12 protein-coding genes are annotated in these 12,799 nt (G+C 57.5%); 8 read left to right on the forward strand and 4 right to left on the reverse strand.

What is annotated here, in order from left to right; translation table 11 throughout:
- Window positions 1-3: 3 nt before the first annotated feature.
- Window positions 4-861: a nucleoside triphosphate pyrophosphohydrolase gene (gene mazG / locus I2I05_RS03195; protein WP_196280738.1), complete on the reverse strand. Its 858-nt coding sequence runs from the start codon at window positions 859-861 to the stop codon at window positions 4-6.
- Between the two features lie 73 nt (window positions 862-934).
- On the opposite strand from mazG, the gene glmM reads away from it, so the two are divergent.
- The 3 genes from glmM to I2I05_RS03210 all read left to right on the forward strand — a co-directional run bounded on the left by glmM (window position 935) and on the right by I2I05_RS03210 (window position 4,482).
- Window positions 935-2,332 (forward strand): phosphoglucosamine mutase, encoded by a 1,398-nt coding sequence (glmM, locus tag I2I05_RS03200; protein ID WP_196280739.1) that lies wholly within the window; start codon window positions 935-937, stop codon window positions 2,330-2,332.
- Between the two features lie 157 nt (window positions 2,333-2,489).
- Complete coding sequence (locus I2I05_RS03205) at window positions 2,490-3,665, forward strand: cysteine desulfurase family protein (RefSeq protein ID WP_196280740.1); 1,176 nt, start codon at window positions 2,490-2,492, stop codon at window positions 3,663-3,665.
- A gap of 136 nt (window positions 3,666-3,801) precedes the next feature.
- Window positions 3,802-4,482 carry a ferritin-like domain-containing protein gene (locus I2I05_RS03210; protein WP_196280741.1) on the forward strand — a complete coding sequence of 227 codons (681 nt, stop codon included), beginning with the start codon at window positions 3,802-3,804 and terminating at the stop codon, window positions 4,480-4,482.
- Between the two features lie 53 nt (window positions 4,483-4,535).
- Here I2I05_RS03210 and I2I05_RS03215 read toward each other — a convergent pair whose 3' ends face one another.
- A complete protein-coding gene (locus tag I2I05_RS03215) occupies window positions 4,536-5,477 on the reverse strand; it encodes a hypothetical protein (RefSeq protein ID WP_196280742.1) in 942 nt (313 codons plus the stop codon).
- A gap of 251 nt (window positions 5,478-5,728) precedes the next feature.
- Window positions 5,729-6,769, reverse strand: a complete 1,041-nt coding sequence (locus tag I2I05_RS03220) for a DUF2157 domain-containing protein (RefSeq protein ID WP_196280743.1) — start codon at window positions 6,767-6,769, stop codon at window positions 5,729-5,731.
- Window positions 6,770-7,014: 245 nt separating this feature from the next.
- Between I2I05_RS03220 and I2I05_RS03225 the strand changes: the two genes are divergently transcribed.
- Genes I2I05_RS03225 through I2I05_RS03235 form a run of 3 tightly spaced genes read left to right on the forward strand, consistent with a single transcriptional unit; the run spans window position 7,015 to window position 8,934 of the window.
- Window positions 7,015-7,683 (forward strand): hypothetical protein, encoded by a 669-nt coding sequence (locus I2I05_RS03225; protein WP_196280744.1) that lies wholly within the window; start codon window positions 7,015-7,017, stop codon window positions 7,681-7,683.
- A gap of 21 nt (window positions 7,684-7,704) precedes the next feature.
- On the forward strand, window positions 7,705-8,154 hold the full coding sequence (locus tag I2I05_RS03230; RefSeq protein WP_196280745.1) for a PRC-barrel domain-containing protein: 450 nt from the start codon (window positions 7,705-7,707) through the stop codon (window positions 8,152-8,154).
- A 42-nt stretch (window positions 8,155-8,196) separates the two neighbouring features.
- Complete coding sequence (locus tag I2I05_RS03235) at window positions 8,197-8,934, forward strand: hypothetical protein (protein WP_196280746.1); 738 nt, start codon at window positions 8,197-8,199, stop codon at window positions 8,932-8,934.
- Here the strand turns inward: I2I05_RS03235 and hemH are convergent.
- The gene (gene hemH, locus I2I05_RS03240) at window positions 8,931-9,974 is read right to left on the reverse strand and encodes a ferrochelatase (RefSeq protein ID WP_196280747.1); all 1,044 of its coding nucleotides are present in this window, start codon (window positions 9,972-9,974) and stop codon (window positions 8,931-8,933) included. The genes I2I05_RS03235 and hemH overlap by 4 nt on opposite strands.
- Window positions 9,975-10,265: 291 nt before the next feature.
- On the opposite strand from hemH, the gene era reads away from it, so the two are divergent.
- Together era and der are read left to right on the forward strand one after the other, a co-directional pair.
- Window positions 10,266-11,162 carry a GTPase Era gene (era, locus tag I2I05_RS03245; RefSeq protein WP_196280748.1) on the forward strand — a complete coding sequence of 299 codons (897 nt, stop codon included), beginning with the start codon at window positions 10,266-10,268 and terminating at the stop codon, window positions 11,160-11,162.
- Between the two features lie 147 nt (window positions 11,163-11,309).
- A complete protein-coding gene (der, locus tag I2I05_RS03250; RefSeq protein ID WP_196280749.1) occupies window positions 11,310-12,638 on the forward strand; it encodes a ribosome biogenesis GTPase Der in 1,329 nt (442 codons plus the stop codon).
- Window positions 12,639-12,799 lie beyond the last annotated feature (161 nt).

Here is a 12,799-nt window from a genome sequence, read left to right on the forward strand (position 1 = left end):
ACGCTAATTTGTAGCGGGGGGTTGGGGTGCGCGTCGTTTGGCTTGCTCCCAATACACGTCCATTTGGGCCAAAGTGAGGTCGGCCAGTCGTTCCCCGTTGGCTGTAGCGGCCGATTCCAGGAACTGAAAGCGGCTGATAAACTTGCGGTTGGTGCGTTCCAGCGCTTCTTCGGGGTTAATGCCGGCGAACCGAGCAAAATTGACCAAGGAAAATAATAAATCGCCAAACTCATCGGCGGCTTTCTCGGCGTTCATTTTCTCGGCCTGCCCGTGGCTGTACTCGTCGCCAAATTCTCCTAATTCTTCCTTTACTTTTTCCCACACTTGCTCGGGTTGCTCCCAATCGAAGCCCGCGCCCCGGGCTTTTTCCTGGATGCGCATGGCTTTCACCAAAGCCGGTAGCGAAGTGGGCACGCCGCCCAGCACGCCGGTGGTATTGCCTTTTTCCTTGAGCTTAAGCTGCTCCCAATTGCGCTTGACAGTCTCTTCGTCATCGGCCTGCACATCGCCGTAAATATGCGGATGGCGGTAAATCAGCTTTTCGCATTGGGCGTTGAGTACGTCGGCAATGTCGAAGGCGCCCCTTTCGGCGGCGATGCGGGCGTAAAAAATCAGGTGCAGCATAACATCCCCTAACTCCTTCTTCAGGTCGGGCAAGTCATCGCGCAGAATGGCGTCGCTGATTTCGTAGGTTTCCTCGATGGTGAGGTGCCGCAGGGTTTGCAGGGTTTGTTTTTTATCCCACGGGCATTCGGTTCGCAGGCGGTCCAGCACGTCGAGCAGGCGGCCAAAGGCTGCTAGCTGTTCGGGGCGGCGGGCGCTGGTAAGCAGAACACTAGGGGCTGAATCAGTCTTTTCCATTGTTCCAAAGATAAATATTGATACCGTCAACCGGCGGTTAGTCCCTAAATTCGTGCTTTCAAACAGCTACCACGTGACTCTTATAAAATCAATTTCCGGCATCCGCGGCACCATCGGCGGGCCAGTTGGGCAGGGCCTGACTCCTCTTGACGTGGTGAAGTACGCTGCCGCCTATGGCACTTGGGTGAAAACCCAGGCTACCGACAGCAAGCTTATCATTATTGGCCGCGATGCCCGGATTTCGGGCGAAATGGTGAGCCGGCTCGTGGCTGCTACGCTCCAGGGGCTTGGCCTCGACGTGTGCGACCTCGGTTTGAGCACCACCCCAACGGTGGAGATGGCCGTGCCCGCCAAGAAAGCCGCCGGGGGCATTATCCTAACTGCCTCGCACAACCCCAAGCAGTGGAACGCGCTGAAACTGCTCAATGCGCAAGGGGAATTCATTTCCGAGACGGATGGGCAGCAGGTGCTGGCATCGGCCGAAAGCGAAGACTTCGAGTTTGCTGCCGTTACGAAACTAGGTCAGTATACCACCGACGCTACCTTCCTTAAGAAACACATCAAAGCCATTCTGGCCTTGCCGCTGGTGGATGTAGAAGCCATTCGGGCTCGTAATTTCCGAGTGGTGGTGGATGCCGTGAATTCGTCGGGCGGCTTTGCCGTGCCTCAACTGCTGGAGGCGCTCGGCGTGACCACAATTGAGAAGCTGCATTGCGAGCCCACCGGCGATTTTGCCCACAACCCCGAGCCTCTGCCCGAGCACCTGCGCGACATTGCCAAGGTGCTGGAGAAAGGTGGCTTCGACCTCGGCATTGTGGTAGACCCCGACGTCGACCGCTTGGCGCTGGTGAGCGAGAACGGCGAAATGTTCGGCGAAGAATACACGCTGGTAGCGGTGGCCGACTACGTGCTGAAGCAGCTTGGTGGTGGCAACACGGTGAGCAACCTGAGCAGCACCCGCGCCCTGCGCGACGTGACCGAGAAAGCCGGTGGGCAATACTCGGCCGCTGCCGTGGGCGAGGTGAACGTGGTGACCAAGATGAAGGAAACCAACGCCGTAATTGGCGGCGAGGGCAACGGCGGTATTATTTACCCCGAGCTGCACTACGGACGCGATGCCTTGGTGGGTATTGCGCTGTTTTTGACGCACTTGGCTAAGTCGGGGCTAAATATGAGCCGCTTGCGTAACTCGTACCCGAGCTATTTCATCTCCAAGAATAAAATCGAGCTTACCGCAGAAATCGACACCGACGACGTGCTGGTGAAGATGGAGCAGCGCTACGCCAAGCAGCCGGTGAACACGATTGACGGGGTGAAAATCGAGTTTGACAAGGAGTGGGTGCACCTGCGCAAGTCCAATACCGAGCCCATCATCCGCATCTACGCCGAATCCGATTCTAACGCGACAGCGGATTATCTGGCCCAGAAAATCATCGGCGATATCAAGGAAATTATTGCGGTGAAGGCCTAACGCCGGCGCGCAAAAGGACGGGACGCAAAAGGCATTACTGGCCGCTGAAAGATGGTGGCGGGTTGGTTTCGGCTAAATGTCCGACGTTTGCATAAACGACACTGTAGAACCGCTGGGCGCACCCACGCCCAGCGGGTTCTGTTATCCTTCCCATTATATGACAATCCCCGTTCCTTCTGCACCCACCTCTGTTTATTTTGATAATGCTGCCACCACGCCCCTCGACCCCGAGGTGCTGGACGCCATGATGCCCTTCCTTAGCCAGCACTACGGCAACCCCAGCAGCCTGCACGGGCCTGGCCGGCAGGTGCGCGCCGCCATTGAGAATGCCCGCAAAACCGTAGCGCATCTGATAAATGCCGCGCCAGCGGAAATCAGTTTCACCAGTGGTGGGACCGAGGCCGACAACTACGCCGCGTTTGGCAGCATCCGCACGTTGGGGCTAAAGCATGCCATCACCTCGCGGCTGGAGCATCATGCGGTGCTGCACCCGCTGCAGGCCCTTGCTAAAACCGGTGAAATAGAGCTACACTACTTGCGCCACGATGCGCAGGGCCAGTTCGACTTAAGCCATTTAGAAGAATTGCTGGCTTCGCAGTCGCGCACGTTTGTGAGCCTGATGCACGCCAACAATGAGATTGGCAACCTCAACGACATCAGCACTATTGGGGACATCTGTGCTCGGCACGATGCCGTGTTTCATACCGATACGGTGCAGACGATGGGCCACTACCGGCACGACGTGCAGCAGCTTAAAAACCATTTCCTGGTGGGCTCAGCACATAAATTCCACGGGCCAAAGGGCGTGGGCTTCCTGTATACCCGCAGCGGGTTGCAGGTGAGTCCGCTCATTCACGGCGGTTCGCAGGAGCGCAACGTGCGCTCGGGCACCGAGAATGTGTACGGCATCGTGGGCTTAGCCAAAGCCCTGGAAATTGCCGTGCGGGACTTGGCCGCGCATCAAGCCCACGTGCAGGGACTGAAAGACCGGTTTATTACCAGTTTGCGCGCTGAGATTGAAGACGTGCAGTTCAATGGCCTTTCGGCGCAGGCCGACCAAAGCTTGTATACCATACTGAGTGTGAGCCTGCCGCAGTCTGCCATCAACGAAATGCTGTTGTTCAACCTCGACATCAGCAAGGTGGCGGCATCGGGCGGCTCGGCGTGTACCAGCGGGGCGCAGGCCGGCTCGCACGTTCTCGAAGCCTTGGAATGCGACCCCAACCGGGCAACGGTGCGGTTTTCGATGAGCAAAATGAACACAGCTGCCGAGGTGGACTATGCGGTGGCGCAACTGGCTAAGTTGTACCGTCCCGTGGCGGTAAAAGCTTAAAATAGGGGCGGAATCTGACGGCCGGAAAACGGCGGTTTGTGCCTTCAAAGAGAGTGATTAAGGCAACCTCAGCCTAACGCATCGGAACTGCTGGCCGTAGAGGAAGGACATATTCCACCATGTTCCTTCTACACCAATGAACCAGTTTCAATCACCTTCCAGCCCTACTTCGGGCACGTCAAGTAGCTTTACCAGCCAAGCAGAGCAGTGGTTGGGCCAAGGCAACATGTCTCAGATGCTGGCCAAGTTGCCTGCGTCACTGAAAAATGTTGGCAACTCAACGCTAACAAGGTTCAACAAGCTTAGCACCACCCAAAAGGTAGTAGGCGGTGCCCTGTTGGCTTTGGGCGCTGGCTACCTCACTACGCGGAGCCGCAGAGGCAATGGCCAGGCCGCAACGCTCAATGAGCTGCTCTACTTCGTGAACGACCGGGTGGAGGGCTACCAGCGCGCTGCCGACGAAACCCAGGACATCCAACTGCGCAGTTACTACAAGCAACTGGTGAGCCAGAGCCAGCAATTTGCCAATCAGCTGAATGCCTTTCTAAGTCAGGAAGGCGGTGGCCGTCAGACCAGCACCACCTTCAAGGGAAAGCTGTACCGGGCTTGGATGGACGCCAAAGCGGCGGTAACCGGGTTCGACGAGCAAGCCATTCTCGACTCCAATATTTACGGCGAAGAGTGGGCGCTGAAAGCTTACCAAGAGGCGCTCGATGACAAAACGCTGACCGGCCCCCTGCGCCGGTCGGTTGAGCACCAATACGAAATATCGCAGCGGACTTACCAGGAACTCAAAAACAAGAAAGCCAACCGGTAATTCCAGCTAAGCCAAAAGCCTCCCGGCGTGCCGGGAGGCTGTTTTGCGGGCACTTAAAAATGTCCGGTGGCGCCGCCGCCGCCAGATTGCCCACCGCCAAACGCGAATCCGCCTCCCGCTGGAGCCGCGGGCGCGTGGGCAGTTTGGGCTTGAATTAAGTTTTCGAGGTTGAAGTGGCGGGGCTCATCATCGGGCAGCGAGGTGAGGCCGAAGCGAGCGGGCCTCAGGACTCGGAGCAGAGCCCCGGCCACTACGGTGAGGACCAAGCCCGCTAGTGTGGCCGCTACTTCGGGCGGCAGCAGCGAGCGGTAGTACCGGACGGTGTAGAGAGAAAAAGCCAGTGTCAGGAAACCTATCAACAAGGTGGGGCGGTCGGCACGGCGCAGGCCCAGTACCACGTAAAGCAGTGGAATGCCGGCCGTGAACGCATAGAAGATTGGGGCAAACGGTATCTGCTGCGAAGCGGGTAGGTGATACAACGCCGCATTGCCTTCGCGCACGATGAGGTAGTTGCCGCCAAAGTAGATGCCCAGGAGTGCCAGTAATTTGAGGGTGAGCAGGCTCGTGGCGTAATAATCGGCCAATGCAGTGCCTGCCACCCGGCGGGCTAGCGCACGGTACAGCGCCAAACAAGCTGCAGCGGTGCCCATCACCAGAAACGGCAGCAAGGCTAGCCCGAGGGCACTTTGTGCGCTGCCAATAACCACCAGCAGCACCAGGATGAAAAAGGCGGCAATTGTTACAAACGCATCGGCGTATCGCAGCACGGCGACCACCAAGAGGGCTAGCACCAGCAGCAGCGGGAAAAATAAAGAGCCATTGCCCAGGCTAAAGTCATTATACCGATGGCTGACTTGATAAAAGACGTAGAAAATCAGGGCAATGGCCGCGCCTAACCCAGAATAGAGCAGTGCGTTGTCGGCCCCGCAGTGGTAAAATCGGTACTGCTTTATCATCAGCTCAAGTGCCCCAAAACTGAGCAGACAATAGAGCAAACCAGCTGCAAAAGGAGATTCGTTGACAAGCAGAAACGAAAAGCTGCCGCCCAGGCTAAGACCTAGCCAAGCAAACAGAAATACCCCCACTCGCAATGGCCAAGCCGGCCGGTAGTAATCCAGCGGATAGGCCAACTCGATGGTTGATAACTGGGTGGAACTGAGTAAAGACTGCTGCTGCCAACGCGCCGCCTTTTTTCTTAAGGCTAAGCGAAAAGACCAGTCTGGATTATAGGCTTGATATGGCATGGCTAGCGGGCAGAAGGCGGAGCAGAAGAAGCAGCGGCTTCTGATGAGCCATGCAGTATCTTTTTCAAATTGACTAAGAACAAAACCACTGCCAGCGCCGAAGCTGGAAAAAACAGGAATCCGCCTACTACTATAAACCCATCACCTATTAATAGTATAAACTGCACAAAAAGATAGGTGGCCACAAAGTAGGCGTAGACTGCCGCCAGCACTAGAAACCAATAGGAATGCGTGCGCCGCGCGTACCAGAACAACCCGGCACATAGTCCCAGCATCAACAGCGCCGTTCCGGTTCCGACCAGTAGCCGCTCGTGCAAAACGCCGTCTAAGAGCACCGTGCTCAACGAAGCCAACGCCAGATTGCTGCCCAGCAGCAGGTACGTGAAGGCAAAATGCGCCTTGCGTCCTTGGTGTTCTGAGTAGAAACCCGCCGCCATCAGCGCCAAACCGAGGGCAATGGCTGCGGTGCGAATGCTATCCGTCCAGAAGCTGTTTTCCGTGAGAACCGACAAGGGCGCTACCGTGAGGCCCACCCACGACGCCAGCGCCGTAATGCCCATGGCCAGCACCCCGCGATGGTCGAACCAGTAGGCCAGGGGCAGGAAAACCAAGGCCGGCACTGCCGTAGCCAAGCCGTAGCGGTTGCCAAAAAGCCCATATTGGTACTGCAAGTAGCCTTCCAGTACCACAAACAGCAGGCAGCTTAGCAGCAGTAGGTAATCGGCGCCGATGGAGGTTTTGGGCGCCATGCCCCAAGTAAACGGCGCGCGGTGCCGCACCGCATAGGCAAAGCATGCAGCCATCAGTGCCGTGATAAATGCGATGATGATGCCGTGCCCAATGCTGTCGATGTGCTGGTAAACGAGCACGCCCAAGCCGCCAGCCAGCAGCGTTATGCCCAGGTAGAGCAGCGCTCGCAACTCATAATGCACCGAAAACGGGCGTTTTGCATCGGCGGCAATGGCGGCGACTTGCTCGGGGAGCAGCAGGCCGCGCGCCGCCAAATCGGCGAGGTGATGGTCGGGGGGCGGAGGATATGGCATAGGGCAGACGTGAGCTTATCGGCTCCAGCGCAAGTACGGCAATTCCCTAATCAGTAGCATAAGGGCATTTGACTATTGAGGTATGTGGCCCGAACGGTGGCGAATGTGTCTGAACATCAATGTCTAATTCCAGAGCCGACTATCAAATGAATAAGCAGTGCATTCCCTGACAACTCCGAAAGCCAATTCAAATCGGCTATTTTTCGCCCTGCTTCGTAAGGCGAAGCATCCACCGCTTTGCTATTATGGCTGACATCAACATTCAACGTAAAAAAACGGCACCTAGTCCTTGGATTCTGGTGCTGCTCGCCGCCGCTGTGCTGGCCATCGCCGCTTACTTCTTTCTGCGCCAGGAGCCTGCCGATGAGCCCATCCCGGCCAACACGACGGGCATAGAAGCCACTTCGGCTGACTCCATTTCCGTCGATTCGCTGCGTGCCGCCACGCCCCTGGGCGACCCTGCTACGGGGGCGGCCGACTCGGTAGGCCTCACGCAGGACGCCACCGACTACAGCCCCGCCACGTTGGCCGCGCAGGCCGCCACCGACCCCAGCGCCCCCAACTATGCTCTGAATGGCTTGCAAAAACTGGCCGGCATCCTGGTAGCCCTCACCGACCGTACCGAATTCCGCGACCCCGCCGTGATGGAGCAGCGCGACAACCTGACCAGCGCCACCAACCGCCTCGGCGAAGCCAACGCCAGCCTGCGGCCGGGTTTTGTGGCCGCTGCCGGCCTCATCCGGACCATGCAGCAAAAAGCCTACCCCGAGTTGGAGGGAGCCGCCAACGACCTGGTGCGCCTGGCCGCCGAGCTGTCGGGCCGTAGCGCCACGGCCGCCGAGCAGCAGCAAAACAAACAATTCCTGACCCAGGCCGCCGCCGCCGTGCGCGTGCTGAGCGAGCCCGCTCAATAACCCCCTCAACTGCAAGAAACCATGGCAACCCCCGTGCTGCGCCGTCTGCGCGATTTAACCGATTTTGAAGTGGCCGATGGCAACCCCGACGTGCGCGGCTGGGCCGTGCGCGGCGGCGATGGCCGCGCATTGGGCACGGTGTACGAACTGATAGTAGAGCCCGAAGCCTTGAAAGTGCGCTATCTGGACGTGGAGCTGGATGCCCGCTTCCAACGCGGCCCGCACGAGAACCACATCCTACTACCCATCGGCGTGGCCTCGCTCGATGCCGACGACGACAACGTCTTCGTGCCCGCCCTGAATGCTGAAACGGTGTTGCAGTACCCACCTTACAGTGAAATTCAAATCACCCGCGACTACGAGGAAGCCATGCTGCGGGCGCTCGGGCTGGATGCTGGAACTGCCGGTGCCCAGTTCTACGAGCGGGATTCCTACGATGCCGGAGCGTTTTACCGGCGCGGGCATCAATAGCACACCACGCCACTCCTTGTAAGCCAAGCCGCTCTACGTATTATGAAACAACTTCTACTACTGAGCTGCAGCGCTGGTGTCCTGAGCGGATGCGCCGTTACGCTTGCCCCGCATACGCCCTACATACCCGTTATTCGTGACAAGGGCCAAACCGAGCTTGCCGTTGCCACGGGAGTCAATGGGAGTGAGCTGAAGGGCGGCTATCAGCTCACCGATAAACTGCTGGTGCATGCTGCTTTGCTCGATTTTGGGCAATCCAGAAGAACAAATAAATTCCGTTCTGCAGACCTTGGGCTGGGGTATTACTACAATTCTCCCAACGGATTTTGGCGGTTGGGAATGCATGGAGGTGCCGCCTATGGTGGCGGTACTTCAAATGGTTCGGAGGAGTTTGAAAACCTAAGTCCAACGCCGGGCTCACACTATAAGGTGCGTTACACTTATGGCTACCTCCAGCCCACTATTATCCACTTGCAAGGCAATCAGGTGTGGGGCGTAGGGCTACGGGTGGCCCGGGCCTACTACCATCGTTTCGCACAGCTACGGGCCGACACTTTGGGCGGCCCCCTTGCTACCGTAAACTACCAAGGCCGCCAAGCCGCTTTTGTGCAGCTAGCTTTTCAGTACAGCTACCAGGTGATGCCTTGGTTGAGTGCTTCGACTTCTTTCGGCGTCCAAGGTTTCCTAAATAAACCGCAGGCAATTGGGGACATGAACCCGTTTATCGGGCAAGTAGGGTTACACTTCACCATCAACAAGCGAAGCATTACCCAACCTTAATTCCGCCGAATCATTGCCGTCACGGCGTCCACCCACATGGGTTCGGAGTTCAGCGACGGCACCAGCTGCCAATGCTCGCCGCCGGCTTCCTCAAATAGCTCCTTGAATTCATCGCCGACTTCAATGGTCGTTTCCAGGCAGTCGGCCACGAAGGCAGGGCTGAACGCCAACACGTTTTTGATGCCTTTGGCCGGAAACTCCTTTAGCGCGAGGTCGGTGTAGGGCTTCAGCCACGGGTCGCGGCCGAGGCGGCTCTGGAAAGCCACCGTGTACTGGTCCGGAGTGATGCCCAGGCCTTCGGCCACGCGGCGCGAGGTATCGAAGCATTGGGCGCGGTAGCAGTAGCGGTTTTTCTCGTTCAGGGTGTCGCAGCAGCTTCCAAACTGGCAGTAGTTGTGGAAGCTGCCCTTGGTGATGTGCCGCTCCGGAATGCCGTGGTAGCTAAACACAATGTGGTCGTACTTGTGCTTGGCCATCTCGCGCTTGCCCAGCTCCACAATGGTCCCGATAAAGCCCGGGTCATCCGAGAACGCGCTGATAAAGCTGATGCTGGGCACAATCCACCACTTGCCCACAATCTCCATCACCTTCTCCTGCACCGAGCCGGTGCTGGCCGAGGCGTACTGCGGAAACAGCGGCAACACGATAATGCGGTCCACGGCGGCTTCGCGCAACTCCTCTAGCGCACTGGCAATGCTCGGGTTTTGGTAGCGCATCCCAAACGCCACCACGTATTCCTCGCCCAGCGCAGCCTGCACCTTTTTCTGCAAATCGAGCCCGTGGAACAGCAGGGGAGAACCCCGCTCGGTCCAGAGCTGCTGGTAGATTTTGGCAGATTTGGGCGCTCGCAGCGGAATGACAATGCCTTGGAACAGCGGGTAGTGCACCACAGCCGGCAGGTTGTCAATCACCCGCACATCGGTCAGGAATTCGTTGAGGTAGCGACGCACGTCCGGCGTTTTGGGCGAATCGGGCGTGCCAAGATTAACGAGCAAAACGCCGATGCGGCGGGCGGGAGTAGCAGGAGCAGAAGAATTCATTAACGCAAAGGTCTAAAGCAAGGGGCAGACTCTGGAAGGGAATTGATAAAGTACCCCACCCGTTAGCCAGCTCGGCAAGCAAACAGCCACTTGCAGCCCTGAGTTTGAGAGGTTATCCGAAAAAGGAATGTTCAACTCTGCGTGCAGGTAGCTTCCCGGGTTTTCAGCAGCCCAAACCCGCCGGCGCAGCGTAGCATTGCCCGCCCTCCGGAAAGGGTTATTGTGGGGCACCGTAGCTTTTGCCCTCCAAATTTCGTACCTTTGCGGCCCTGATTATCAAACCCATCCATCGTGAACCCCGAAACTAAACCCCACCGCGCCGGCTTCGTGAGCATCATTGGCAAGCCCAATGTGGGCAAGTCCACGCTCATGAACGCGCTGGTGGGCGAGCGGCTCAGCATCGTCACCAGCAAGGCCCAAACCACCCGCCACCGCATTCTCGGAATTCTCAACGGCGAAGATTTTCAGCTGATTTACTCCGACACGCCCGGCATCATTCAGCCCAAATACGAGCTGCACAACGCCATGATGTCGTTCGTGTACTCGTCCTTGGAAGACGCCGACGTGGTGCTCTTCGTGACCGATATCTACGAGAAGCACGACGAGGAGCCGGTGGTTGAGCGCCTGCGCAAAATGGTGGACACGCCCATCATTCTCCTGGTCAACAAAATCGACCAGGCCGACCAGGCCGAGGTCGAAGCCAAGCTGGCTTATTGGAGAGAGCAGCTCCCGAACGCCGCCGAGGTGCTGCCCATCTCCGCCCTCAACGCCTTCGGTACCGACGGCGTGCTGGCCATGGTGCTCGAGCGCCTGCCCATCCACCCCGGCTACTACGCCAAAGACGAGCTAACCGACAAACCCGAGCGCTTCTTTGCCGCTGAAATGGTGCGCGAGAAAATCTTCAAGCTTTATAAAAAGGAGATTCCCTACAGCTGCGAGGTCGTTATTGAAGAGTTTAAGGAAGAGGAAACCATTATCCGCATCCGCGGCATTATCTACGTGGAGCGCAACAGCCAAAAGGGCATCATCATTGGCCAGGGCGGCGAGGCACTGAAAAAAGTCGGCACTTGGGCCCGCGAGGAAATGGAGAAATTCTTCCAGAAAAAGGTGTTCCTGGAGCTCTACGTTAAAGTCAACGAAAACTGGCGCACCGACCCCAAAGCGCTGAGCCGCTTCGGCTACCAATAAAGTAGCGCGGACTTTTAGTCCGCGAACCAACAAGTACTTCTACTCGCGGACTAAAAGTCCACGCTACATTATTTCCGACCATCTTTTATTTAAATAACCCCGGGCACTGCCGAATCTAGGTCGGGTCGGCGGCTGGGGCCACACAACATGTCAAAGCAAAACACCATCGCCATCGTGGGGCGGCCCAATGTGGGCAAATCCACGCTATTCAACCGCCTCGTGGGCCAGCGCAAGGCCATCATGGACAACGAGAGCGGCGTTACCCGCGACCGCCACTACGGCTACGGCGACTGGATTGGCAAGAACTTCACCGTGATTGATACCGGTGGCTACGTTCACAATTCGGAAGACATCTTCGAAGGCGAAATCAACAAGCAGGTAAAGCTGGCCATTGAAGAGGCCGACGTTGTCCTCTTCATGGTGGACGCCGAAGCCGGCGTGCATGGCCTCGACGAGGAGTTTGCGCACGTATTGCGCCGCTACATGGGCAAAAAGCCCATTTACATGGTGGCCAACAAGGCCGACACCAACCTGCGCGCCAACGGCGTGGGCGAGTTTTACTCGCTGGGCCTGGGCGATGACGAAATCTTCGCCATCAGCAGCCAGAACGGCCACGGCACCGGCGAATTGCTCGACGCCGTGGTGAGCCACTTCGACGAGCCCGGCGTGGAAGAGCCGGAGTCGGAAATCCCGCGCATCGCCGTGGTGGGCCGCCCCAACGTGGGCAAGTCCAGCCTGGTGAACCTGCTGTTGGGTGAAGACCGCAGCATTGTAACGGACATTGCCGGCACCACCCGCGACTCCATTTCCGCTCGCTACAACGCCTTCGGCAACGAGTTTATCCTAGTCGACACGGCCGGTTTGCGCCGCAAGGCCAAGGTGAGCGAGGACATCGAATTCTACGCCAACATGCGCAGCCTGCGCGCGCTGGAAGAGTGCGACGTCTGCATCGTGATGCTCGACGCCAGCCGCGGCATCGAGGCCCAGGACGTGAACATCATCACCCTGGCCGACAAAAACCGCAAAGGCATTGTCATCCTGGTGAATAAGTGGGACTTGGTGGAGGACAAACAGACCAATACTGCCAAGGACTTCGAGGCAAAAATCATGGAAAAGATTGCGCCCATTGCGTACATCCCCGTCATTTTCATCTCGGTGCTCAACAAGCAGCGGGTGCACAAGGCCATCGAAACGGCCATTGAAGTGTACCACAACAAGCGCCGCAAAATCCCAACCTCGCAGCTGAACGACATCATGCTGAAGGAGATTGAGAAGTACGGCCCGCCCGCGCTCAAAGGCAAGATGATTCGCATCAAGTACGCCACGCAGCTGCCCACGCACAACCCGGTGTTTGCCTTCTTCTGCAACCTGCCGCAGTATGTGCAAGCCAACTACACGCGCTACCTCGAAAACCGGATGCGCGAACATTTCGACTTCACGGGCGTGCCGATTGGCATTGTGTTCCGCAAGAAGTAGGGCGTTGTGGCAACTGGAGCACCGCTCCGTTCCCACTACCTCACGAAAAAAAAGTTTATACCGGTGGGTTACCTTCTTTCGGTTGAGGTATAAAGCCTCGAATTTGACGATTCGCTTCGTGCTTACCGTTGATTAAAACTGAATTTCAACCCCACACTTAA

The organism is Hymenobacter jeongseonensis, from assembly GCF_015694725.1.
GTDB classification, from domain to species: Bacteria; Bacteroidota; Bacteroidia; order Cytophagales; family Hymenobacteraceae; genus Hymenobacter; species Hymenobacter jeongseonensis.